The organism is candidate division KSB1 bacterium, from assembly GCA_034506395.1.
Classification (GTDB): domain Bacteria; phylum Zhuqueibacterota; class Zhuqueibacteria; order Thermofontimicrobiales; family Thermofontimicrobiaceae; genus Thermofontimicrobium.
The window spans coordinates 121,840-138,214 of sequence record JAPDPQ010000009.1; the positions used below are offsets into that span (position 1 = coordinate 121,840).

The following is a 16,375-nucleotide window of genomic DNA, read 5'->3' on the forward strand; positions in this document are numbered from 1 at the left end:
CTGGGCATTTTACGAATTTATTTCGGTCTAGCTTATTACAAAGATCGGGGCTGAAGTTCAATGCAAATGTTTTCTAAGCCGATAATGTTCGACAATTGGGAGATCAGAGCCGAGGAAGGTTGAGCAGTGATTTTTTTCGAAAGAAACGTATATTCACCGTTTTCGGGCGTTTTCAGATTGATCAACACGGGCACGGATCCTCGATTTTTCGTCAGAATATTTTTGATTTCGCGCAAATGATGTTCGCTCTGCTGATTAACTTGGAGGGAAAATTTAATATTTTTGACGCAGCGTTCCCATACCTGATCGATGGGGATCAAATCATCGCACAAAATTTTCGCCTCGTCATTGCCATTTTTCATCGAGACTTTTCCGATCACCAGGAGAATGGAATCTTCGTGGACAATTTGTCGATGCTTTTCAAACGCATCAGCAAAGATGATCAGCTCCCCAGTCGCGGTCAAATCTTCAATGGTCACAAAAGCCATCGGCCGATTTTTGCGGTCAAAATGCTTTTTGATGCCAGTAATCATGGCGATCGTTTTTAGCTCGGCCTTATCGCTAAGGAAACGGAGCTGATCCAGCGTATGTTGGGAGAACATTTTCAGCTCAATGCTGTACCTGGAGAGCGGATGTCCAGAGAAGTAAAATCCGAGCAGATCCTTCTCTCGGCTCAATTGCTCAGAATGGCTCCATGGAGCTACGTCTGGCAACGGTGGTGTATCCGGGCCGATACTGGGCCCACTTGCATCAAAAATGCTGGTCTGACCATTAGCGCGATGCAGATGGATGCGCTGAGCGTAATTGGCAGCCAGATCGATACTCTGCATCAATTGGGCGCGATGGCCTTGGAGCGAATCCATTGCCCCTGCCTGGATGAGGCTTTCCAGCACCTTTTTATTGACCAGCCGGCCATCGACATGAGCAACGAGGTCAAAAATGGTTTTGAACCGACCAAGTTTTTTTCGAGCCGCCAGGATCGAATTAATGGCATTCCTGCCAACATTTTTGATCGCACCCAAACCGTAGCGGATCGCCTGATTTACAACGGTGAACTCGAATTCACTCTCATTCACATCTGGTGGCAAAATTGTGAGGCCCATTCGTTTGCACTCATCGATGAGCACCACGATGCGGCTGGTGTCGCTGATTTCGCTAGTTAGGTTCGCGGCCATAAATTCGGCTGGGTAATGGGCTTTGAGATAGGCGGTCTGATAGGCGATCAGCGAATAGCCGGCTGCATGAGATTTGTTAAAGCCGTAGCCAGCAAATTTAACAATGAGGTCAAAAATTTCATTCGAGATGGCAGGGGAAATGCCTTTTTTTTCCGCACCAGCGACGAACTGCTCGCGCATCTGTTTTATCTGCTCGAGCTTCTTCTTGCTGATTGCGCGCCGCAATAGATCAGCCCCTCCGAGACTGAATCCCGCTAGCTCACTGGCAACTCGCATCACCTGCTCCTGGTAGATCATGACGCCATAGGTCTCTTTGAGGATCGGCTCCATGAGCGGATGGAGATACTCGATTTTTTGCTCCCCATGTTTGCGAGCGATGAAATCGTCGATCATGTCCATTGGGCCAGGTCGATACAGCGCGTTCATTGCAATCAAATCGCCGATCCGCTCTGGTTTCAGACGACGCAGGCAATCCCTCATGCCCGAACTTTCAAATTGGAATATCGCAACGGTCTCTCCGTTACAGAAGATCTGGAACGTCGCCGGATCGTCTAATGGCAATTGATCCAAGTCCAATTCAATGCCGCGGTTCTTGAGCAATTTGAGGGTATGATCGATTACGGTCAGCGTGCGCAAGCCCAGAAAGTCCATTTTCAATACGCCGATCTTCTCCAGGGTTTTCATGTCGTATTGGGTGGTTACATCGCCTTGGCTGGATTTGAACAAGGGCGTATAGTTGGTCAACTCGTCCGGGGTGATGACAACACCAGCGGCGTGGGTTGAAGCATGTCGCGCCAGCCCTTCGAGAATGAGCGAGTTCTCGATCAATTTCCGATGCAACTCATCTTGTTCGACCACCTGGCGAAGCTCAGCCACCTGTTCTAGCGCCTTTTCCAGCGTTGTGCCGAGTTTTTCTGGGATCATTTTAGCAATTTTATCGACTTCGCTAAGGCTCATTTTCAGCACGCGACCGACATCGCGAATCACACCGCGCGCTGCCATGGTGCCAAAGGTGATGATCTGAGTGACGTTTTGTTCGCCATATTTCTTCTTGACGTACTGGATGATTTCCTCCCTGCGCTCAAAGCAGAAATCGATGTCGATATCCGGCATGCTCACGCGCTCAGGATTGAGAAACCGCTCAAACAGGAGATCATATTGGATCGGATCGATATTGGTGATGCGTAAGACATAAGCGACAAGGCTGCCAGCCGCTGATCCACGTCCTGGTCCCACTGGGATCTTCTCCTTGCGAGCATGATCAATGAAATCCTTCACAATCAAAAAATAACCAGCATAGCCCATTTTTTTAATGATGTCCAATTCGTAGGTCAAGCGCGCTTCCAGCTCGGGCGTGACCTGGGGATACCGTTCTCGCAGTCCTTGTTCCGCTAATAGCTGCAAATAATCATCCAGAGATATGTTGCCATATGCCTCAGGCACTTGATAGCGAGGCAAATGAACGCTTTTCAGGTCGAGCGTTAGATTGCATTTATCGGCCACCAAACGGGTATTTCGAAGCGCCTCGGGAAAATCATGGAAAAGCTGCTTCATTTCCTCAGGCGATTTGAAATAGACCTCGTTGGTGTTAAAGCGCATGCGGTTCTCTTCTTCCAAAGATTTGCCGGTTTGCAGACAAAGCAGGATGTCGTGAGCAAAAGCATGTTCGCGTTTCAAGTAATGAGTATCATTGGTGGCGACCATTGGGATATTGAGCTTGTTGCTCAATTGCGCGATGCCTTGAATGGCGATTTCCTCTTCGGGGATCTTGTGGCGATGAATTTCAAAATAAAAATCATCATGAAAGATGTCCTTGAATTCGAGGGCGGCCCGCTCAGCCGCAGCCAGATCCTGTTGCAAAATGCGCTGCGGCACCTCCCCCTTTAAACAAGCCGATAATGCAATAAGCCCGTCAGCATGCTGACGAAGCAGTTCCTTATCGATACGCGGCTTGTAATAAAATCCTTCCAAAAAGCCTGCCGACACCAGCTTCATGAGGTTCTTATAGCCCGTCTCGTTTTTCGCCAGCAGGATCAGATGAAACGACGCATCTTTAGCTCCTTTCGCAGAAGATCGGTCGAACCGACTGCCGGGAGCGATGTATACCTCAGCGCCAATAATCGGTTTGATGCCAGCCTCGCGCGCTTTGGTATAGAATTCAATCGCACCGAACATATTGCCATGATCGGTCAAAGCCAGGGTATCCATCCCAAATTCCCGGCACGCTTCGATGAGATCTTCGATTTTGCAGGCGCCATCTAATAAGCTATAATGCGAATGATTATGAAGATGAACAAAATCGCTCATAAAGCCGATGTCCCAAATTTTGAAACCACTTTCCAGCAAATCAAATGAAAAATGATAAACTTCCGAGATTGCCTGCTACTACCGACAAACAACAATATTGGAATATTGGGAAAATAGCAATGCCGTGGCCATCATCTGGCTTTATAGGTAGGTCGCTGCCGCAGGGTAAAAAGGGCTGGAAACCAGCTCTGCTTATGAACTGGTTCCCAGCCGAAAGTAGATTAGAATTGGCTTAAGTAATGATGAGCGGAATTCAGATATTCACTAGAGTTATAACAGCTCACCAACCAATCGAATTCGACTCGTGCGATATTCAATTCGCCAAGCTTCAAATAAGCCAAGCCTAACATCAACTGAGCATCATCCTGCTTATCAGGCGAATCATGAGCGAAAACTTTATTGAATTCGACAATGGCTTGATAAAAATTTCCCTGGGCAAAGCGACACTCGCCAATCCAGTATTGGCAATTGGCAGCGAGGGGGTGATTGGGATTTCTTTGAATCAGCCGATCGAACGTCGCAATCGCTTGCTGATACTGCTTGTTGCGATATTGCTCCAGTGCAGCATTATAAGTTGCTTCATAATCGCTACCGCCTGCAGCGCGACTTTCGCTTTGAGGCGAGTAGGATTCCTCCGCTGCGCTGGATAGCGCGGGCTTGCTGGTGCTAACAGTCCGAACCGGAGTGCCGCTACTTGGCGAATAGGCAGCTCGTTGATACTCCGCGATCTTTTGATCATAATTATTTAATTCAGCTTGCAATCTATTCGCTTCCGATGTTTTTTCGGATAATACACTCTCCAATTGGCTAATCTCTTCGGATAGTTGATCGGCCGATGCCATCTGGGGTGCTTTAGACGAACCATCGGAATCTGATGCGTTCTTACTGAGGCGATTATTCGCGTCCGCTTCGGCAAACGACTCGAAACTATCATTATTCCCACTATCGTTTGACTCGGTGCCATTATCCTCCAGCAAACTCAAAATCTCATCCATTCCATCATCACTGTTCGTTGATGCTTTGTTATCATCATCTTCAGCCAGGAGACTGGACAAGTCGCTATCTTCAAATGACGACGCCTCGGAGTTGCCGGAGATGCTTTCAGAATCAGTGGCATCATCTAATAACGCAGAAAGCTCGTCGTTAGAGCTATCCGATTCCGCAGCGATTCCGCCCCCTTCAATCAGTGGCTCATCTAAATTAACGTGAGGTGCGCGCCCCATGCACAGGACAAACAGCCCCAGTGCGATGATGATGAGCGATACCAATGAAGAACTCATGAGGGCTCTGGTGTTTTTCATGATATTTTCCTCCTTAAAATTGGTTTCCACCGAATTTTAAATGATGCAGTGCTAAGTTGTCTTCGAATATCCGGCCCATTGAACCTCATCAGCAAAATTTGCACGATGCGGGGCGAAATGGCCCAATCACCTCCAATTTGACAGGCGATGCTATTATAATAAATAATCATGAAAAATGCAATATTTTTGAATGAATTTTATTTTTAGATAATGTCTGGCTGAGTTTCCTATTGCAATTTGCAAGCATCGTCTTTCAATTTGGAAATTGGGAAAGTCTCATAAGCACAATTCCATTTTCAGTTCCAAATGTTCCGACCCCTTGCACCAGAGGTCCGCCTTTTAAGGGTTTTGCCATATTTGCAGCCTACTCCAAAGACGAAATTCTGATGTCCAAACATCTAATTCCTCGATCTTCGCCTAAATCGGCTCCGATCGCTGATTCTATATCTATACAATAATTATGCCAGCGATTAAGACTTTTTGTTTTGAATTTTTAGTCTATCCTTGCTCAGCAGCAACTGCGAAAAGAAGCTTGTCTTTCTGACGAGTTTGACCAAGACGATTTAGCAAGAATTCGGAAAGGACATAGACAGGCTATTGGGGAATTACCATTTTGTGAATCAAAGCATCAATTTTGGTAATTTGGGTGCGCAATATGACTTTCGAATTGATTCGCCTCTTCGATCAATTCCCGAGCAGCTTGGATGTGTGTCTCGGTAACGGACTGGCCACCCAACAGCTTCGCGATCTCAATCGCCCGGTCCTCGCGGGTGAGCTTTCGAATGGTTGTTCGGGTTGAATTAGATTCCACGATCTTTTCTACTACGAAATGGTGATCGCCCATGCTGGCGATCTGAGGCAAATGGGTGATGCAGATAATTTGATGGGTTTTGGAAAGCCGTTTCAAGGCCAAGCCCACGGCCTGGGCAATACGGCCTGAAATACCCATATCGATTTCATCGAAGATCAGCACTGGAATACGATCGACCTGGGCCAAAGAGGATTTCAGCGCCAGCATAATGCGCGAAATTTCACCACCTGATGCCACTTTTACCAGCGGCTTTAAATCCTCCCCAGGATTGGTCGCAATATAAAATTCCACATGATCAAGCCCGCGATCTGAAACGCGATAGCATGTTTGATCGATGGTGATAATCCCTTTCTCATCTGGAATCCATCGGATTTGAACGCTAAACCGAGCGTTTTTCATGCCTAACTCTGCCAGTCGACTCAGCACCTCCTGCTCTAATCTGTGCCCAGCTTCATGTCGTCGCTGAGATAATGCCTGGCAGTGCTGGATCAATTCTGCTCGCTTTTGTTCTATCTCCCGTTCCTTGGCCGAAATCAGGTCATCCATGCTATCAATCTGCTGCAACTCCTGAACGATCTGATCGCGATAGGCGATGAGCTCATCGATGGTGCGATGGTACTTGCGCTTCAGCATGGCAAACTGACCAAGCCGCATTCGGATTTGCTCCAGCCGTTCCGGATTAAATTCGATGCTGTTAAAATAGCGTTGGAGGAAATTGGCAACTTCCTCGATCGCTATCCGAGCAGCTTGGACATCAGCCTTGATTCTATCAAAGCGGTTGTCGATGGCCGATAACTGGTCCAAGCGATTTTGCGCCGCTGCTATGCGATCGAATACCGATCCTTCACTATCGTACAATTCGGCAAAGAGTTCGGTAGTGGTTTGAAAGAGCTTCTCGCTGTTCTGGAGGATTTTCTCCTCCTGAAGCAGCGCCTCCTCTTCACCCGGTTTGGGATTTACTCCATTGATTTCGTCCCGCTGAAATTCATACAGATCACGTTTTTCATTCACCGTCTCTTGTTGCCGTTTTAATTCTTTGAGCTGTTCGATCAGCTCGACCAACCGATGGTAATGTTGCCGAACCTGATCGAGCAAGGCGTGATAGCCCCCAAATTCATCGAGATATTGAATGTGATAGTTGGTGTTCAACAGCGATTGATGTTCGTGTTGCCCATGAAGGTCCACTAACAAGTTGCCGATATCTACCAGTACAGCATTGGGGACTGGGGTGTCATTCACGAAGGCGCGATTTCTGAGGCTATCAGAGATCTCTTTTCTGAGGATGACGGTATCATCGAATTGATCGATATCGTGCGATTGCAAGACCCGATTCAATTCGGCATTGTCGCGAATCGCAAAAACACATTCGGCAACCGTTTTGGTCGCTCCTTTGCGAAGCGAGTCAGCTTCAATTTTACCGCCTATGGTTGAACCCAAGGCATCGATCAAAATCGATTTGCCAGCGCCGGTCTCGCCAGTAATGATATTGAGCCCTGGTCCGAATTCGACATCGACCTGATCGATCACAGCGAAATTTTCGACGTGCAGACTTTTAAGCATGTCGCAATACGAGTCTAAATTTTTTGATTTGAATAGCAAATATGAACTGATCTCTTATTGTACTCTGGAGGGAATTGAGCTGAAATTTGGGCCCATCATTAGAGCTATTTTTCCCAGAGGGCCTTCAAACGAATTGATGTCGTTTCCAATCGAATGGAATCGCACCAATCGAAGTGATGCGATTGTTGTTTTTTGTGAACCATCGAATAAGACCACAGTTTATCGGATCACCGCAACTTTTCCGACATGATGCATCCCTGTTTCAGGATTATAGATCACATAAATATAAATGCCGCTGGCTACATATTGGCCTTGGTCATCTCTCCCATCCCAGGAGAAATAATTCCCAAAAATCTCTTCGTTGCTGATGTGGCGCACGAGATGACCACTTTCGTCGAGAAATTTGATAGCAACATCGTCGGCAAGCTCCATGAAATTGAATCCTCGCGCCTCATGAATGATAAATGGATTCGGCCCTGCTTTCACCATGCTCAAATCGGTTCTGGGCCGCGCATACGGGGTCTCGAGAACCGAGAGTCCTCTGCCAGTCCCGATATAGGCCTTCCCACTCTCCGGATCGAACGCAATCGATGTAATATTGTCATATACCAGGGAGCTATTTGCGGTAGTATAATGAGAAAAGGTATATCCATCGGGCGCCAAGATGCTGATCCCAGCCGACGTGCCGAACCATTTATTATTGCGGATGTCCACTTCGATGGTATTCACACTGGTGCTTAGCAAACCAGGTTGGTACTTGACTACTCCAGCCCGCTTGTTGTTGTCCCAATACCAGTAATTCACACCGGCACTAGTGGCGATCCAAACGATATTATCTTGATCAATAGCGATGTCGATGATCTGGTTGCTTTCCAAACCATCGTTAGTGGTCAGATTATTATCCTTGATGATATCATCGGATTTGACAGCGAGGGTGTTCTGATAATCGATGACACTGACTCCCCCCTTGGTGCCGACCCAGACTCGGTTCTCCCAATCGATTGCCAGGGAAGTGACCGAATTGTTCAATATGCCCTCAGCGACCGAGAAATAATACCACGAGCCGTTGGCAGCGAACACCGCCACGACGCGTCCGTTATTCGCCTCGGTATTGAGCGCCCATACATTGCCGAATTCATCGACTTTAACATCGGGGACGACCACAAAATCGGAAAAAGCACCAGCCGGAGCGAGATAATCGCGATAGTACACGGTGATCTTCTCGTCGGAATCAATACAGATCAAGCCACCGCCTTCACTCCCGAACCATTTTCGATTTTGGCCATCGACGGTCACGCATTTAATGCCATTATTGATCAGCCCATCGGCAGTGGTGAACTGGCGCCAAGTCTTGCCGTCGAATTTGAAAATCCCATCCCTGGCTGAAGCGCACCATAAGATGCCATTACGGTCTACCGCAAGCCCGTTAAATTCATTGCTGGCGGGTCCGGGCGGAACAAGATATTCCCACCTTTGCTGGGCAATTGAGAAGTGAGCAAACCCGCGGCCGCTGCCTGATTTGTTTCGGCCCACCCAAAGATCACCATTATCCGCCACAGCAAAGCAACTCAATTCGCTGACGTATTCGGCCACATTGCGCCATAGCATCTCAGTGGGGACCCAACGGCTCACATATCCGTAAGTTAGTGCATAAAGCGTCCCGTTTTTCGATGCCAATCCTCGCACTTCCGGATAGCTCAAATTGGTGCTCATCGATACCCATTGCTGCGATCGCAGGACGGCGACTCCACCATTGGTGGCTGCATAAATTGAATCATTGTGGCTGATGATCGCATTCGCCTGGTTGTGGGGCAATCCATCAAGAGTGGTGTAGTTTTGCCAGCTCTCAGGTGCCATTAAATTGGCGCGATCGAAGCTGGAGCGCGCGATGCCCAGCGCTGTGCCAGCCCAAATCTCTCGATTCACGATCGTGACGTAGGTGACAGCAGTTTCGCTGGGAAATTTCCACCCCAACCGTTTATAGGTCTCCTTCACCTCCTGCCGATTCATGTCATAGAGACTTAGACCGATATCCAGCGCTACCAGCAGCGAATCCCCAATCAATGCCAGGTCATAAATCCGGCGGCCAATATATTCCTTGATGCTCTTCCACTGTTCGCTGCTGGGCTGATAAAAATTGATTGACCCGTCCGTAAAGCCCACCCAGATTCGGCCCCTTTGATCAATTGCCAATGCTTTCGCATCGATGGATGTTAAGCCATTCGTGTTATTAAAAAGCGTGTAATCGCCAGTGGCGATATCATATCGAAATACCCCCCCATTGGTGGCACACCAGATCGCATCCCCAACCAGGAGCAAATCGCGGACATCGGTCTGACTGGTAAACGTGGTCCAATCGCCTACTCCAGCATGAACCATCCCATGTGTTGCCAGTAGCGCGATTAGGGCGATCCAATTTATTTTGAATTTCATGAGATGTTGATCCATATTACAGGTTCTCAAACAGATTGGCCATTTCCATGGCGGACATTGCGGCATCCCAACCCTTGTTTCCCGCCTTAGTGCCAGCCCGCTCAATAGCTTGTTCCAGAGTATCAGCAGTGATCACTCCGTAAATCGTGGGCACACCGGTTTGGAGGTTGACCTGCGCAATACCTTTGGTCACCTCTGCAGCGATATATTCAAAATGGGGCGTCGCGCCCCGAATCACGGCTCCGAGACATACGACCGCATCGTATTTGTTGCTGCTCGCCATGCGCAGCGCAGTCAAAGGGATTTCAAACGAACCAGGCACCCAGGCAATGTCCACCTGATCCATATCCACTTCATGGCGCTGGAGACAATCCAGTGCTCCCTCTAGCAATTTAGATGAAATGAACTCGTTGAAACGGCTGACCACGATCCCAAACCTTTTCCCTTTTCCGACAAATTTTCCCTGCAAAATCTTTGGCATGATCTGCCTCCTGATGAATAAGGTTTATTTCTCCACCACTGGCCCGTTCAAAATTAAGTGACCCAATTTATCCCGCTTGGTTTGCAAATAGCGCGCATTGACTTCATTTGGCTTGATTTCGATGGGGATCCGTTCCACCACCTCCAGACCGTAACCTTTCAGACCGACGATTTTTTTGGGATTATTGGTCAAAAGCCTGATCCGTTTGATCCCAAGATCTGCTAAAATTTGGGCACCAATCCCATAATCTCTCAAGTCCGCTTTAAAACCTAACTCCTCGTTGGCTTCCACTGTATCCCTGCCGTTATCCTGCAACTGATAGGCCATCACTTTATTGGCCAGACCAATCCCTCGTCCTTCTTGGCGCATGTAAAGCAGGACACCACGGCCTTCCTGTTCGATGATCCTCATCGCCTTTTCCAATTGCTCTCCACAATCGCAGCGCAGTGAGCCGAAAATATCGCCAGTAAGGCATTGCGAATGAACTCGCACGATCACTGGTTCATCAGTCGCCACATCGCCTTTGACTAACGCCAGATGATGGTGCTCATCCACTGAACTTTTATATAAATGGAGGATGAAATTGCCGTATTTGGTGGGCAGCTTGGCTGTGGCCTTGCGCTCGACCAGTTTTTCGGTGCGACGCCGATATTCGATCAGATCGCGAATCGTGATGATTTTCAAATCATGTTTTCGAGCAAGCTTCATCAGCTTGGGCACCCGAGCCATCGAGCCATCGTCATCCATGATCTCGCACAACACGCCAGCCGGATACAGGCCAGCCAGTCGCGCCAGATCAACCACCGCTTCCGTATGTCCGGCACGGCTGAGTACGCCCCCTTTCTCGGCCTTAATGGGAAAAACATGCCCAGGCCGTGCCAGATCGCTCGGTTTGGTGTAAGGATCAATCAGCACTTTGATGGTTTGCGCTCGATCGTGCGCGGAAATCCCTGTGGTGGTGTTTTTCACCGCATCGACCGATACCGTAAATTTTGTCCCATGCAGCGCCGTAATGCGCGACACCATCGGATGCAACTCCAGCTCCTCCAATCGCTCCTCGGTCATCGCCACACAGATCAGCCCCCGTCCATAAGTCGCCATAAAATTGATCTTCTCCGGGGTCACTTTGGTCGCCGCCATGATAAAATCGCCTTCATTCTCGCGATCTTCATCGTCCACTACGATGAGGATCTTCCCCTCACGAAAATCCTCAATGGCATCCTCTATCAGATTGAATTTATACATAAAAAAATTGATCTCAATTTTAAATTTTAACCGCCTGGCTAAAAACCTTGTTGTTTTAACCATTCCATGGTGATATTTGTTTCGCCAGGTCGCCAGATCAACTGCTCAATATATTTTGCCAAGCAATCGACCTCGATATTCACTTGGTCACCACTTTTTTTAAATTGTAATATCGTTTGATTCCATGTATGGGGGATGACAGCAATCGAAATGAGCGCCCCACTCTTTTTGGCGATGGTTAAGCTCACCCCATCAATCGCAATAGAGCCTTTCTCAATGGTGTATCGCTCCAGTTCTGAAGGGATCGAAATGGTTAATTCTCCACCTCCTGGGGAAAAGCGAAGCCTCTGAATGGTGCCGAGGCCATCGACGTGGCCTTGCACCAGATGTCCACCTAAGCGATCCTGCAATCGCAACGCTCGCTCTAAGTTTACACGATCATGGCGCTGCAATTGCGCTAAGGTCGATCGAGCTAATGTTTCGGCTACAACATCAGCTTCAAAATAGCTGTCCCCAACTGCAACAACCGTCAGACATACCCCGTTGACCGCAATACTCTGGTCCACGGCCAGATCGCTCAGCACTCGTTCCGCACGAATCTGAAACCGCATTGCCCCAGATTGCATCACGTTGGACTCTACCAGCCCAATTTCTTCGATGATCCCGGTAAACATTGATATTCTTTTAAACCTCAGAACCCAATTTGTCCAAAGTTGATCATCATTGTGGATTAGGATAAAGCAGATCGGCTGTCACCACATAATCTGGCCCGACAGCTTTGAGTCGGATATTGGTCAGTTCAATACAGCGATCCACCCTCTCAATTCCCAGATCACCAATCGCCTCGATACCAGCTCCGATAATCTTGGGAGCTATCGCGATGATGATTCGATCGACCATGCCGGCTTTCAGAAACGCTGTGTTGACTTGTGAGCCACCTTCGATCAATGCAGAGCTGATATGGGCGCTTGCCATTTTTTTCAGCAATTCTGGAATCGAAACCCGATTGCTTTGATTCGGCGAAATTGTCCAGACCTGAGCCCCAGTGGCTTCGACAGCCTTTTTGCGCATCTCATCCTGTGAGGTGGTTGCGACTATTGTCCTTGCTGCCAATTCGCCCGTCAGCAATCGGCTGCTTAACGGGATCCGGAGTTGATCGTCTAAAACGATCCGCCACGGATTCGTTCCTTTCACAAAACGAACCGTCAATTGAGGGTCGTCAGCCAGCACGGTTCCGATGCCAACAATCACGGCATCGTGCTCGGCGCGCAAGCGATGGGCCAGCACCCGCGCTGGATAAGAGGTGATCCACTGCGAATGACCCGTCGCCGTGGCGATGCGACCATCTAACGATTGAGCGATCTTCATCGTGACATACGGGAGCCCAGCCACAATATATTTAATAAAGCACCGATTCAACTCGCGGCACGCTTCCTCCTCCACCCCACTGGTCACTTCGATTCCATGCTGCCTTAAAATTTCAATGCCCCGCTGATTCACGAGCGGATTGGGATCGATCATCCCTACCACCACGCGCTTGATGCCGGCCCGAATAATGGCATCGGTACAAGGAGGCGTCTTGCCATAATGACAACACGGCTCCAGATTGACATAGAGCGTTGCCCCGGCTGCCGCTTCACCAGCAGCCTGGAGCGCCTCCACCTCCGCATGGGGCCCGCCAAAATATCGATGATATCCCTCGCCCACAATCGCATCGTTATTCACGATCACACAGCCCACCATGGGATTGGGGCTCACGTGTCCCATCCCGCGTCGTGCAAGCCGAATCGCTCGCTTGAGATAGTCACCTTCATTTAATATTTTTTTATGTTCGATAACCGGCGAATCCTCCCGATCAATCCCAATTACTTTCAATCCCAAAAGTTTGATCGTCTGTTAAATGTACTACCGAAAAGATTATCTCCCAAATTCCGAGTTGAACTTGTGGCAATGGACCCAATTCACTTGGTCTATCAACTAACCAGCCATTTCAACGGCCAACAATATAACGATTATCGCATCGCAAAGCAAGAATTTTTTCTCGAAGCTAGTCTTTTGCCACAAATACCGGCGTCATAGTTTCGCTCACAGGCCCTAAAAAAGAATCAATAGAGAGATAATTCGCCCAGACTATGGTTCTGTCGGGGCATCGAGCGAAATGAGCTCATAATCCATCGAGCCTAGCCCGATCTCCTGACCGTGCTGCAATTGTACGGTAGGATCGATATGAGGATAAGAGAGGGCGGCCAAGCTTTTGCCAGCATATTGGGCGATCAGATCCAGGCTGGCTTTGTCGATCGCTACAGGGTCTCGACTCGCCAACACTCCGATATCTCGCACTATTGAAGGCTGCTTTCCAGTGAGACAATCACAATCTTTGGTGATATTGATCAAAAAGTTCAAATAGGCCACTTTATCCTTTTTATGAATCACTGCCCCCAGGGCGTGTTCGGCCATCTTTCGCTGCAAGCTTTCACTGGATGTCTTCCAATTATATTTTACGGCGTCGAAACGACAGACAGTAAGGCATTCACCGCAGCCGATGCAAATTTTTTCATTGATAACGGCCACATTCCCGTTCATCGTGATGGCCGTTTCAGGACACCAAAGGATACACTCGCCACACCCCGTGCAGCGCGTAATCTCGATGCGCGGTTTCATTGAGGAATGTTGCCGCAGCTTACCCTTGCGGCTGGCTAACCCCATGCCCAAATTTTTGATCGCCGCACCCAATCCCGAAGCCATATGCCCTGTCACATGGCTAATGACCAACATCGCATTGGCCATCAACGCCTCGGCGGCAATGGCAACTTTGCTGAACAATTTTCCAGGGATCTTGACCTCAATCTCGCTATTACCGCGCAACCCATCGGCGATGATAATTGGAACACCCAATTGCCGCATGCCAAAGCCATGTTGTTCGGCCAAGCGCACATGGCTCACCGCATTTGCGCGTTGACTCCGATACAACACGCACGTCTCGGTCAAAAATGGCTCCGCCTGGCTTTGCCGGATCGCCGCAATTAATGGCGGCAAATATTCAGCTGCCACATGGGTGCTATTGCCCTCTTCTCCGAAATGAATTTTTATCGCCACCATGTCCCTTGCTGAAAAACAGCTTCTCAATTGTGCCGCCTCGTACAATTGCATCAATTTTCGATGCATCAAATCCACCGGATCTTTTGCCGTGGCCGGCATGAAATATACTTTTGCACTCACGCGTCACACCTTTGCATATCAAACTGTCATTTCTTTAATCCATGAAACCTGTCAGCTCTGCAGGAACAATCTGGACAAGCAGTAACAGCTTTTGAACGATTGATAGAGCGAACTTTTGTCAAATTCGATTAATAGGCTGGCGGTTACCAATTGCCACGATCAGGAATGTTATTCATCTCATCAACGATCACACGAGCTGGTTGGCCTGGTCTTTTGAGCACGATTCGGCTCCGCAAATAGCGATCGAATTTGTACTCGATGATCGCTTCGGTTGATTCATCATAGCGACGATGCTCTCCAGCGTGTTCAGCGTTAAAATAATCGTACCAATCGTCAATTGGCACGATCCAATATTTGAACCCATGGCGTTTGAGCTGAGAGGCAAATTGTTGTGCTTCGATTTTCGTCGAAAAGCCGCCTAACCGTATTCGATATCCTGACTTTTTCTCATCCTGAAAATACTTTATTCGGGCAAAATAGCCCAATTTCGCCAATCGCGCTGCGATCTTCTCCGCAGCGGGCCGATCTGGTTCAAAACCGACTTGTAGCTCATATTGGGGCAATGCCAATGAGATCGAATGACACCATGACGGCATTGGCCAATCGTTCAATTTCTGATCCAATGAGCGATCAAGGCTGCGCAGCATTAGCCCCTGATCTGTTATGCACAAGTAGCGATCCTCATCCAACCATGCCAGTGCATAATAGCGGCTGCTATCAATGGCAGAAAACTTCCCAGAACTCATTGCATAATGGAACGTCAGATTTCCGGTTGAAGAAAGCACGGAAAGGATTGCGTCGCTTTGCCGGGGATTGGTGCTGAGCAATCGCGGTCGTACATTCTTAAGCAAAACCGTGGCCGCTTGGGCACGCAGACCCGAGGGTTGCAGGACGAGATCATATCCTCCTGGCTCGGCGCGACTGACAAATTGAAGTGTCGCTTTTTTTAATTTCATTGCTCTGGGTTCGCTGGTTGACATGGCCGCCTCTCTCAAATTAAAAGTGCTACTGCGGATCCTTTCTTTCGCGATCGGCTCGACCCAAGACGATCCAGCCGCGGCAATTTGTCCGGTCGGTAACGAAAAATAATGTCGCATCGTCTGCCCAGTTCCTGGCTCGAAACGATCGATGTAAATCCCATTATCTTTCTTGAGAAATCCGAATTCCTGAAAATACCATTTCGATGTTGGATCGCGAAAGTAGATCTGGACAGGGGGAGAAAGAGGCTTCAACGACATGAGGTACAGGCCAAAACTGCTGGAGAAGATCAATTGTTTTTTATCTTGCGCTACGACCAACTGCTCTGGTTGCGGATTAAGACAGACCAAACGATCTAATGCCAAATCCTTGACCAGAATGTGGATTTTGAACCGCTCTGGCTGAGACTCATCCAATAAAATGCATCGAAACGCCAATTGTTTTCCATCTGGCGACCATGTCAGTTGATCATAATAAGTAAACTGAACAAATTCATCCTGAGCCCATGCCCCAGCCCAGATGACAATAGCTAACAACCACCATCGCACCTGCTTAATGATGTTTTTTGCCATAACGCCCTCGCGCACAAAGGTTGTTAAGAAATATTCAACAGAATTATAACAATTTCGGATGGAAATGTCAACTGATTTTTTAGGGAGCAGTGTCTGTCGCAGAGATAATTTATGATATTAGATGGAAAAAGGAGCTAACCAAAATCAGCTTCTCGGTCGGGATTGTTGGTGAATGATCGAAACAATCATCGCATTTTACTAGCTCGCCTTTTTGTATATGAGGCGGAATCACAAAATCGAATGTCTTTTGCGCTATCCATCACATGAAATTTATTTCTTTCCCTCGTTTTTGT

The 16,375-nt window shown here is 48.3% G+C and carries 10 protein-coding genes; all 10 read right to left on the bottom strand.

Features of this window, described 5'->3' with window-relative positions; all coding sequences use genetic code 11:
- Nucleotides 1-35 precede the first annotated feature (35 nt).
- Entirely contained in the window at nt 36-3,482 is a 3,447-nt protein-coding gene (locus ONB37_08075) for a DNA polymerase III subunit alpha (protein MDZ7400103.1), read from the bottom strand.
- Between the two features lie 221 nt (nt 3,483-3,703).
- The gene (locus ONB37_08080) at nt 3,704-4,783 is read right to left on the bottom strand and encodes a tetratricopeptide repeat protein (GenBank protein MDZ7400104.1); all 1,080 of its coding nucleotides are present in this window, start codon (nt 4,781-4,783) and stop codon (nt 3,704-3,706) included.
- Nucleotides 4,784-5,411: 628 nt separating this feature from the next.
- On the bottom strand, nt 5,412-7,154 hold the full coding sequence (gene recN / locus ONB37_08085) for a DNA repair protein RecN (GenBank protein MDZ7400105.1): 1,743 nt from the start codon (nt 7,152-7,154) through the stop codon (nt 5,412-5,414).
- 219 nt (nt 7,155-7,373) lie between these two features.
- Nucleotides 7,374-9,587 (bottom strand): hypothetical protein, encoded by a 2,214-nt coding sequence (locus tag ONB37_08090; GenBank protein ID MDZ7400106.1) that lies wholly within the window; start codon nt 9,585-9,587, stop codon nt 7,374-7,376.
- 16 nt (nt 9,588-9,603) lie between these two features.
- Nucleotides 9,604-10,068 (bottom strand): 6,7-dimethyl-8-ribityllumazine synthase, encoded by a 465-nt coding sequence (gene ribE / locus ONB37_08095; GenBank protein MDZ7400107.1) that lies wholly within the window; start codon nt 10,066-10,068, stop codon nt 9,604-9,606.
- A 24-nt stretch (nt 10,069-10,092) separates the two neighbouring features.
- Nucleotides 10,093-11,313, bottom strand: coding sequence for a bifunctional 3,4-dihydroxy-2-butanone-4-phosphate synthase/GTP cyclohydrolase II (locus ONB37_08100; protein MDZ7400108.1), 1,221 nt, complete (start codon nt 11,311-11,313; stop codon nt 10,093-10,095).
- A 38-nt stretch (nt 11,314-11,351) separates the two neighbouring features.
- Entirely contained in the window at nt 11,352-11,987 is a 636-nt protein-coding gene (locus tag ONB37_08105) for a riboflavin synthase (protein MDZ7400109.1), read from the bottom strand.
- A gap of 46 nt (nt 11,988-12,033) precedes the next feature.
- The gene (ribD, locus tag ONB37_08110) at nt 12,034-13,194 is read right to left on the bottom strand and encodes a bifunctional diaminohydroxyphosphoribosylaminopyrimidine deaminase/5-amino-6-(5-phosphoribosylamino)uracil reductase RibD (GenBank protein ID MDZ7400110.1); all 1,161 of its coding nucleotides are present in this window, start codon (nt 13,192-13,194) and stop codon (nt 12,034-12,036) included.
- Between the two features lie 249 nt (nt 13,195-13,443).
- The gene (locus tag ONB37_08115; GenBank protein ID MDZ7400111.1) at nt 13,444-14,532 is read right to left on the bottom strand and encodes a DUF362 domain-containing protein; all 1,089 of its coding nucleotides are present in this window, start codon (nt 14,530-14,532) and stop codon (nt 13,444-13,446) included.
- 143 nt (nt 14,533-14,675) lie between these two features.
- Nucleotides 14,676-16,082 carry an SPOR domain-containing protein gene (locus tag ONB37_08120; protein MDZ7400112.1) on the bottom strand — a complete coding sequence of 469 codons (1,407 nt, stop codon included), beginning with the start codon at nt 16,080-16,082 and terminating at the stop codon, nt 14,676-14,678.
- Between the last annotated feature and the right edge of the window lie 293 nt (nt 16,083-16,375).

What these genes read in the sequence shown, in the direction of transcription:
- ONB37_08075 (MDZ7400103.1), bottom strand. Translation starts at nt 3,482, where the DNA reads ATGAGCGATTTTGTTCATCTTCATAATCATTCGCATTATAGCTTATTA.
- ONB37_08080 (MDZ7400104.1), bottom strand. Translation starts at nt 4,783, where the DNA reads ATGAAAAACACCAGAGCCCTCATGAGTTCTTCATTGGTATCGCTCATC.
- recN (MDZ7400105.1), bottom strand. Translation starts at nt 7,154, where the DNA reads ATGCTTAAAAGTCTGCACGTCGAAAATTTCGCTGTGATCGATCAGGTC.
- ONB37_08090 (MDZ7400106.1), bottom strand. Translation starts at nt 9,587, where the DNA reads ATGAAATTCAAAATAAATTGGATCGCCCTAATCGCGCTACTGGCAACA.
- ribE (MDZ7400107.1), bottom strand. Translation starts at nt 10,068, where the DNA reads ATGCCAAAGATTTTGCAGGGAAAATTTGTCGGAAAAGGGAAAAGGTTT.
- ONB37_08100 (MDZ7400108.1), bottom strand. Translation starts at nt 11,313, where the DNA reads ATGTATAAATTCAATCTGATAGAGGATGCCATTGAGGATTTTCGTGAG.
- ONB37_08105 (MDZ7400109.1), bottom strand. Translation starts at nt 11,987, where the DNA reads ATGTTTACCGGGATCATCGAAGAAATTGGGCTGGTAGAGTCCAACGTG.
- ONB37_08120 (MDZ7400112.1), bottom strand. Translation starts at nt 16,082, where the DNA reads ATGGCAAAAAACATCATTAAGCAGGTGCGATGGTGGTTGTTAGCTATT.